This window comes from Pantoea sp. ME81 (assembly GCF_903970985.1).
Taxonomy (GTDB): Bacteria; Pseudomonadota; Gammaproteobacteria; order Enterobacterales; family Enterobacteriaceae; genus Pantoea; species Pantoea communis.
The window spans coordinates 22,560-28,559 of the sequence record NZ_CAJCKS010000063.1; the positions used below are offsets into that span (position 1 = coordinate 22,560).

Consider the following 6,000-nt stretch of genomic DNA (forward strand, 5'->3'; position numbering starts at 1 on the left):
AAAATATAATCTATAGTAATCAGTCAAACCAAAATGTGACAAATTTATGGCAGAAATAAAACTCAAACTGGCGAATCCGCCACTGCGAAAGAATCACATAACCAATTGTTTTTAATTATAAAACAAACAAATATCGATTTTATTGCATCTCAAAAATTTCATTTATATGACTAAATTTTGACAGTTCTGTCATAAAACTTTCATAAATTTTCTATATGTTAGCCGCACATATCGTTGTGCTTATGCTGCTTTAGCGATCTATAGGAAATTTTCACTAATGAGTGATTACGTTACGCCTCAGACTTTACATGTTGCCGCTTCACCGTTGTCTTCCGCGATTCAACTCCCTGCAAAAAACAGTAAGAAACCGCTTTTCCTGTTCGGCATGGTTTTACTCGCCGGCATTCTCTTTGCAGGAACGCAATTAATCGGTGATATCCATCAAACCGGGGTCACATTTAGCAGTGTGCTACCGCTGATGCTCCTGGGGTTTGCCTTGTTAGCGGCATTGGGTTTCGAGTTCGTCAATGGTTTCCACGACACGGCCAACGCTGTGGCTACCGTCATTTATACCCGCTCACTCTCTCCGACCGTGGCGGTGGTGTGGTCAGGAATTTTCAATTTCCTTGGTGTTTTATGCTCTTCTGGCGCGGTGGCTTTCGGCATTATCTCCCTGTTGCCGATTGAACTCATTATGCAAACCGGCAGCAGCGAAAGCTTTGTAATGATCTACGCCCTGCTGTTCTCGGCGATCATCTGGAACCTCGCCACCTGGTGGTTGGGCCTGCCCGCCTCCTCATCGCACACCTTAATTGGTTCCATTATTGGCGTGGGCATCGCCAATGCCGTGATGCACGGACGCAGCGCCATGAGCGGCGTAAACTGGGGACAGGCATTAAACATCGGCAATGCGCTGATCCTGTCACCGATTGTCGGCTTCATTTGTGCTGCTCTGTTGCTGGTGTTGATGAAGCGCGTGGTGAAAAAACCTGAGTTGTATGCCACCAGCAAAGATGAAGGTGCGCCGCCGATGTGGATTCGCGGTTTGATGGTGCTGTCCTGCACCGGCGTCTCTTTTGCACATGGCTCGAATGATGGCCAAAAAGGCATGGGGCTGATGATGCTGATTCTGGTGGCTGCCCTGCCCGTAACCTATTCTCTCAATCGTTCCGTGCCCCAGTCCGATATTCCACATTTGATCACACTCACCGAAAGCAGCCAGTCACAACTGCTGCAGTTCAGCAACGCTCCCACTCCTGCTCAGCCTGATGATGTGTTAGCGACGTATTTGCGCACTGGCCAACGCGATACGACGGTGATCGCCGCGCTGGCTCAGGTCAGTGGCAACATCGGCGCCACGCTGAAGCAATATGGCGCGTTGCAGACAATCCCCGCCGATCAGAAACCTGCCATGCGTAATGAGATGTATCTGGCAGCTGAAACCATCAAACGTCTGCAAGCCGATCACTCGCTGATTTTACCGGCTGCCACCCAGCAAAATCTGCAGGCGCTGAAAACCGCGCTGAACGGTGCAACGCAATTTATCCCGACCTGGGTCAAAGTCGCGGTGGCACTGGCTTTGGGATTAGGCACCATGGTCGGCTGGCGTCGCATTGTCACCACGCTGGGTGAGAAGATTGGCAAAAGCCAGCTCAACTATGCGCAAGGCATCAGTGCGCAAATGGTAGCAATGGGTACCATTGGCGCAGCCGATGCTTTTGGTCTGCCGGTCTCAACCACGCACGTGCTCTCTTCAGGGATTGCGGGCACCATGGCCGCCAATCGCAGCGGCTTACAGTTCGGTACGCTGCGCAATATGGTCTTGGCCTGGGTGCTCACCTTGCCTGCCGCCGCGCTGCTCTCTGCCGCCCTCTACTGGATCATGACTTCACTGTAACGCTCGCTTCGACAGGGATAAGACGATGTCTGCACATGAAATGAATAACAACAATATGTTTGATGCGCGCTTTTTACAGGAATTCTATGACAGCTATGACGAATCGCTGGAGATGGAGTTAGCGGATGTTGGTCTGGCGGCCAATAACGATCCGCAAGAGATGGCGTGGCGTCGCCGCTATTTTATGGAGCTGCTGCATCTTCAGGGCGAGTTGGTGAAGCTGCAAAACTGGATGATCCGCACCGGCCATCGTCTGGTGGTGATTTTTGAAGGCCGCGATGCGGCAGGCAAAGGCGGCGTGATTAAACGTATCATGCAGCGACTCAATCCGCGCTATTGCCGCGTGGCGGCACTGCCCGCGCCAAATGAACGTGAGCGCACGCAGTGGTATTTTCAACGTTACGTCTCTCATCTGCCGTCAGCGGGCGAGATCGTGTTGTTCGACCGTAGCTGGTACAACCGCGCGGGCGTCGAAAAGGTGATGGGATTTTGCAGCGATGCGGAGTACGAGGAGTTCTTCCACAGCACGCCAGAGTTTGAACGCATGCTGGTGCGCAGCGGCATTCAGATCGTGAAATACTGGATCTCCATCACCGATGAAGAGCAGGAAATGCGCTTCCTTAGCCGCATTCATGATCCGCTGAAGCAGTGGAAGCTGAGTCCGATGGATTTGGAAAGCCGCCGCCGCTGGGAGGATTACACCGCCGCCAAAGAGATGATGCTGGAGCGCACCAATATTTCTGAGGCGCCATGGTGGGTGGTACAAGGCGTTGATAAGAAGAAAGCGCGTCTGAACTGCATTTCTCACCTACTGCAACAGGTGCCGTATGAAGCCGCAGAAGGCGAGCAGATTTCATTACCTTCCCGCATTCATCATGAAAATTATGCCCGTCATCCGGTGCCAGAGAGCATGATCGTGCCTGATAGCTACTGAACTATACTTTGACCAGTCGATGAATATCAGGAGGGGTTATGGCAGGCGGCTGGTCTGAAGATGGTGCAGTGCAAAAGCAGATTGATGCGACCGTGGATGATGCGATTGCGCGCGCCAGAAGTCACCTCAACCATGGCGCAAGTGCAGCGTATTGCGACGAGTGCGGGGAGCCGATCCCCGAAGCGCGTCGCAGCGCGTTGCCTGGGGTGCGTTACTGCGTGAAGTGCCAAAGTGCGTTAGATAAACAAGAAGCCAGCCACAGCGGGTATAACCGCCGTGGCAGCAAGGATAGCCAGTTGCGGTAGATAAGTCGTAATCCCTTCAGGACGCCACTGAACATTGAACAGCTGGTCATGACGTGACAAATCGACCAGCCAGTTCCCGCTCGATGGGATGCGCAATTCCAGCTTAAGACTCTCAGGTCGCAGTTTGTTGCGCTTATAGAACCAGTGCTCAGGCGGTTCGTTCGTGAGGACGATACCACACACACTGTATGACACTTCTTCAATACCCAGACTGGCAAACCATTCAGCGACTTCGGGTTGGGTAGGATGGTCGAACATATTGGCTACGCTCCTGAGTCAAAGTGAGACAACGCAAAAGCCTATCGTTGAAAACACTGTTTTTAAATCCTTTATTTCGCTGCCTGGTAGCAAGTGCGGACGATGCTCCGATAGCGCACCTAAAGTTTAAACTTCGGTATTTCTGCAGAGAAGGGCCGTTAATTACGCAATTTTTCAATATCATCGGACATTATTGCCGTGATATTTTTGGTGATCTTTTCAACCGGCCAGTTCCACCACGCCAGCTTTTCCAGTGTCGCTATAGTTTCCTCTGGGAAGCGTTTCTTAATAATTTTTGCAGGGTTGCCACCCGCAATCGTATAGGCAGGCACATCGGAGGTGACGACCGAACGTGATGAAATAATCGCGCCATTACCGATTTTCACACCTGGCATAATCAGAGCGTCAAAGCCGATCCATACATCGTTGCCAATCACAGTGTCGCCTTTGTAGGGTAAATCACCCGCTTGTGGCATGGCGTTTTCCCATCCGTTTCCGAAAATATAAAACGGGAAAGTAGAGAAGCCAGAAAGTTTATGATTTGCCCCATTCATTATGAATTGAACGCCTTTAGCTATGGCGCAAAACTTACCAATGATCAGCTTGTCTCCAATAAAAGGAAAATGATAGAGAACGTTACGCTCGAAGTTTTCCGAGTCCTCTGGATCATCGTAATAAGTAAAATCACCCACGATGATGTTAGGGTTTTTTATCGTGTTTTTGATGAAGCAAACCTGTGGGAATCCCTCCATTGGGTGTGTATTGGATGGATCTGGTCCGCGCATAATTCCTCCTGATAAAAATAGTTTGTTGCTTGAAGGCTACCACATCACGATAAGGGTAGTGCTTTAATTATGAGCGTTCTTTTGCGCATTGCACTCCCCTCTTTTTGTTCTAAGCAGACAGTTCACGTCCTGAGAGCCGCTAAGTGCAAGGAGCAGACGTTAACGTACTATGACAATTTAAGGATAATTAGGGGTGATCTAGGCTGCTGATATAACCTTTCAACAGAATACCAGGTGCTTCGAAATGGGCTTTTTAGTAATATGCCAATCAGATGATCAATAAAGATGTCTCTGAATGCTCAAGGATTAAAACAATGCCACTGCCGGAAAGGATGAAACCTACCAAAGTCAGTAGTAAAAAGATTAGTGAACTAGCAAAAAAAGCTGAAATGATACTTTCCAAAATTGATGAAGGTGCAGAACAGGACGATGCTGATCTGGCGGCTATGATGGTCGAATGGAATAACCAGGTTGTGCACCCCTATACATTTTCTGATTTCAGGGACTTCTCCTCCTGGACAAATGCCAGAGAATTTACCAGGATGGCTTTTAATCTGGATAAATTTTATCCTGACTTTACGTGGGAAGAATTGCTTCAAACAATAACATTCATCTGTGTCTGCGAGGGCAAGGAGTTCGAACAAAACTTCGCACTTTCATTACTCGAATCTAATTTTGCAGGTAATCCATCTGACCTAATCTTCTGGCCGGATAGTTGGTTCCAGAATCCTGAAATGTTAAATGCTAACCTGAGTGTCGAGGAGATTGCCGGGTATTTAATGGCCCGCTCAGGGCGGAACTTAACGGATGCACCTGATATAGAGTTGAAATATTCAATACCGGATGATAATTGATTTTTGCATTGCCGCTACACCTACATTTCCCAGGCTGTATTTTTGAAAATGGTTGCAGGACAGCGTCCGCTTTTCGCTCACAGCGGACAGTCACCACTATTAGCTTATCCGCTTCGTATCAGAAGCAGACGTCAGATCCGATTAATACAATCAGCGTAATGTCTTCGAGAAACAGACTGCTTCCGTCCTACCTATGTATGGGCCGTAATTCGCAATACGGATATAACCCTTTTTGTTGTAGAAATTTACAGCCCGGTGGTTGATGTGTCGGGTTTCCAGCCTAAGCTCGGTATATCCCATCTCTTTTGCAGATTTTTCAAGAAAAGTGAGTAAAGCACTGCCAACTCCTGACTCACTTCGGTCTGAATACATTCTTTTAAGCTCGGCTATATTTTGCGTTAAAGGTCGTATAGCACCGCACCCGACAACTCTACCTTGGGAATTCTTCGCTAATGCCCATACGGCTTTTTCATCACTTATTGTTTCAACGGCGAAATTGCTTTTGCCGTTATCACCCGTAATAGTGGCAAGTTCTGCGGATAGCAATTCGATTAAGCGATGGGATTCTGAAGACAACGGATCTGATTTCTCTACTGTAATCATGGTTATACCCTGAAGGATGAATGCGACTAACATGATGCATCCAGTAAAGGAATACATCCACACAAAACGGGTATGGGACAACAGTGTGATGTCTGTTCCTCGCTCGGAGCGGACATTAGCTGTTGTGGATGTCTGCTGTGGGCCAACAGCAGACAAATTTACGCCATATAGTGACAAATAACACCACACAGCTATCATGGCTATACGAAGTCAATTTGTGGATTATAAGATCATGATAAATATGGAAGTGGGTACCCCAATTGATTACCCGACCTTACTGAAGGTTTGGGAATCATCTATACGTGCCACACATGATTTTTTAGAGGAGCAGGATATTCAGGCACTACGCCCCCTGATACTGCAT

Annotated in this window: 7 protein-coding genes; 4 read left to right on the forward strand and 3 right to left on the reverse strand. The window is 48.4% G+C overall.

The window, feature by feature from the left end; genetic code table 11:
* Nucleotides 1-277 precede the first annotated feature (277 nt).
* The 3 genes from H7A81_RS13425 to H7A81_RS13435 are packed head-to-tail and all read left to right on the forward strand — an operon-like array spanning nucleotide 278 to nucleotide 3,136.
* On the forward strand, nucleotides 278-1,897 hold the full coding sequence (locus tag H7A81_RS13425) for an inorganic phosphate transporter (RefSeq protein ID WP_182057747.1): 1,620 nt from the start codon (nucleotides 278-280) through the stop codon (nucleotides 1,895-1,897).
* A 25-nt stretch (nucleotides 1,898-1,922) separates the two neighbouring features.
* The gene (gene ppk2, locus H7A81_RS13430) at nucleotides 1,923-2,831 is read left to right on the forward strand and encodes a polyphosphate kinase 2 (protein ID WP_182057748.1); all 909 of its coding nucleotides are present in this window, start codon (nucleotides 1,923-1,925) and stop codon (nucleotides 2,829-2,831) included.
* A 38-nt stretch (nucleotides 2,832-2,869) separates the two neighbouring features.
* Complete coding sequence (locus H7A81_RS13435) at nucleotides 2,870-3,136, forward strand: DksA/TraR family C4-type zinc finger protein (protein WP_182057749.1); 267 nt, start codon at nucleotides 2,870-2,872, stop codon at nucleotides 3,134-3,136.
* On the opposite strand, the gene H7A81_RS13440 is transcribed toward H7A81_RS13435, so the two are convergent.
* Both H7A81_RS13440 and H7A81_RS13445 read right to left on the reverse strand, forming a co-directional pair.
* Nucleotides 3,068-3,394, reverse strand: a complete 327-nt coding sequence (locus H7A81_RS13440) for a hypothetical protein (protein ID WP_220458104.1) — start codon at nucleotides 3,392-3,394, stop codon at nucleotides 3,068-3,070. The genes H7A81_RS13435 and H7A81_RS13440 overlap by 69 nt on opposite strands.
* A 158-nt stretch (nucleotides 3,395-3,552) precedes the next feature.
* Nucleotides 3,553-4,179, reverse strand: a complete 627-nt coding sequence (locus H7A81_RS13445; RefSeq protein ID WP_182057750.1) for a Vat family streptogramin A O-acetyltransferase — start codon at nucleotides 4,177-4,179, stop codon at nucleotides 3,553-3,555.
* Between the two features lie 314 nt (nucleotides 4,180-4,493).
* On the opposite strand from H7A81_RS13445, the gene H7A81_RS13450 reads away from it, so the two are divergent.
* Entirely contained in the window at nucleotides 4,494-5,033 is a 540-nt protein-coding gene (locus H7A81_RS13450; protein WP_182057751.1) for a hypothetical protein, read from the forward strand.
* A 150-nt stretch (nucleotides 5,034-5,183) separates the two neighbouring features.
* Here H7A81_RS13450 and H7A81_RS13455 read toward each other — a convergent pair whose 3' ends face one another.
* Nucleotides 5,184-5,636, reverse strand: coding sequence for a GNAT family N-acetyltransferase (locus tag H7A81_RS13455; protein ID WP_255478967.1), 453 nt, complete (start codon nucleotides 5,634-5,636; stop codon nucleotides 5,184-5,186).
* Nucleotides 5,637-6,000: the final 364 nt, after the last annotated feature.

Excerpts from the sequence above, each read along its gene's own strand:
- H7A81_RS13440 (WP_220458104.1), bottom strand. The coding sequence starts at position 3,394 with ATGTTCGACCATCCTACCCAACCCGAAGTCGCTGAATGGTTTGCCAGT.
- H7A81_RS13425 (WP_182057747.1), top strand. The coding sequence starts at position 278 with ATGAGTGATTACGTTACGCCTCAGACTTTACATGTTGCCGCTTCACCG.
- H7A81_RS13450 (WP_182057751.1), top strand. The coding sequence starts at position 4,494 with ATGCCACTGCCGGAAAGGATGAAACCTACCAAAGTCAGTAGTAAAAAG.
- H7A81_RS13435 (WP_182057749.1), top strand. The coding sequence starts at position 2,870 with ATGGCAGGCGGCTGGTCTGAAGATGGTGCAGTGCAAAAGCAGATTGAT.
- ppk2 (WP_182057748.1), top strand. The coding sequence starts at position 1,923 with ATGTCTGCACATGAAATGAATAACAACAATATGTTTGATGCGCGCTTT.
- H7A81_RS13445 (WP_182057750.1), bottom strand. The coding sequence starts at position 4,179 with ATGCGCGGACCAGATCCATCCAATACACACCCAATGGAGGGATTCCCA.
- H7A81_RS13455 (WP_255478967.1), bottom strand. The coding sequence starts at position 5,636 with ATGATTACAGTAGAGAAATCAGATCCGTTGTCTTCAGAATCCCATCGC.